2 protein-coding genes and 1 pseudogene are annotated in these 1,348 nt (G+C 68.5%); all 3 read right to left on the bottom strand.

The features are described 5' to 3' along the window. Positions 1-41: 41 nt before the first annotated feature. Positions 42-506: a DUF6099 family protein gene (locus tag ADK36_RS09470; protein ID WP_048587608.1), complete on the bottom strand. Its 465-nt coding sequence runs from the start codon at positions 504-506 to the stop codon at positions 42-44. 195 nt (positions 507-701) lie between these two features. After that, a complete protein-coding gene (locus ADK36_RS09465; RefSeq protein WP_048587607.1) occupies positions 702-1,028 on the bottom strand; it encodes a nucleotide pyrophosphohydrolase in 327 nt (108 codons plus the stop codon). Next, a pseudogene (locus tag ADK36_RS09460) lies at positions 1,025-1,348 on the bottom strand (ATP-binding protein); the annotation flags it as partial. The gene ADK36_RS09465 and the pseudogene ADK36_RS09460, both read right to left, overlap by 4 nt.

Below are 1,348 nucleotides of genomic sequence, written 5' to 3'. Positions count from 1 at the left end.
CCCGCACAGGCCGCCGCAGGCATACACCCACCCACCCGCGGCTACCCCGCCTCCGGCACCACCTCATCCCGATCCGCAAGTCTTCGCAGCATCTCCAGCACCCGATCCCGAGACTCGTCCGCCGCGTCGATCGCTTCCATGCACTGCCAGTACGTGGCCTCGTCATCCGCCCCACTGGCCATCCCGACGAGAGCGATCCCGACGTCACCCAGCAGGCCGCCCAACTGCATCAGCGCCTGCCGCGCGTCACCCAACTCCGTGAGCTGGGCCGCGCGTAAGGCCCCCACCGCCAGATCCGGCGTATCCAGGACCCCACACCCACGCCCCGCCAACTCCGTCAACCCCAGTGCCTCGCCCCGCAGTTCAGGTGGGCCGAACACCGCCAGCCGACTGCCTATCGCCTGAGCCAGAGCCTGCGCCTGCCACACCTCGGTCATCATCTCCGGGACGCCCTTGCTCCCCGCCAGCGCCCGCCTGCCCGTCACGATCAGCCGCACCGCGTCCATCCGCAGTCCCCGTCTGTCCCGACGCGCTGCCCACGCGTCCGCCCGAACTCCCTTGTCCACTACCCAGAGTGAAGGCCCTTGAGACGAAAAGCCAGAGGAAGACGGAAATCTGCGGACAACTTTTCGGCTACGGCCAGCTGAACATATACACAGAGTGAAAGTGGACGACGCGCCTCCCACCCCGCCACCGAACCACTACGGCGCCGGAAACCTCCGCTCGTTCCGATCGATCTTCGCGTCCAACGCCACCAGCGGATCGATCCCGAGCACCTCGCACAGCTGCAACAGATACGCCAGCACGTCCGCGACCTCATCGGTCACCCGCCCCGCGGTCTCGGCGTCGTCCATCACCCGCGCCGACTCCTCAGGCGTCATCCACTGGAAGATCTCCACCAGTTCGGACGCCTCGACACTGAGCGCCGCGACGAGGTTCTTCGGCGTGTGATACGGCTGCCAGTCGCGCGCGGCAGCGAACTCGGCCAGCCTGCGCTGGAGCTTGGCCACATCAAGAGGTTCGGTCACGGCTCCAGATGTACCACCGTCACACAACCGCCCTCCGCAACCCCCGCCGCGTCACTCAAAGCCCCGACCACCCGGATATGCCCCCGCTCACACATCCGCGCCGCCAGCCCCGCCAACTCCCCCCGCTGCCCGGGATCCAGCCCCCGGTCGAACCCATCCACCAGCACGGTCAACGTCTGCATGGCCGCAGGCACCTCCCCCACCGGATCGACCTCCAGCACCCCGGGCCCCGTCAGCAGCACCAACGACAGCGCGAGATACCGCAGCTCACCGTCCCCCAGCCGGCCGAGCTCCGTCCGCACCCCGTCCCCCCGGTCAAG

It is taken from the genome of Streptomyces viridochromogenes (assembly GCF_001270495.1).
GTDB lineage: Bacteria > Actinomycetota > Actinomycetes > Streptomycetales > Streptomycetaceae > Streptomyces > Streptomyces viridochromogenes_A.
This window is presented reverse-complemented; position numbering and strand designations above follow the sequence as displayed.

Bases quoted from the DNA above. Each gene is read 5' to 3' on its own strand.
- ADK36_RS09470 (WP_048587608.1), bottom strand. From the start codon at position 506: ATGGACGCGGTGCGGCTGATCGTGACGGGCAGGCGGGCGCTGGCGGGG.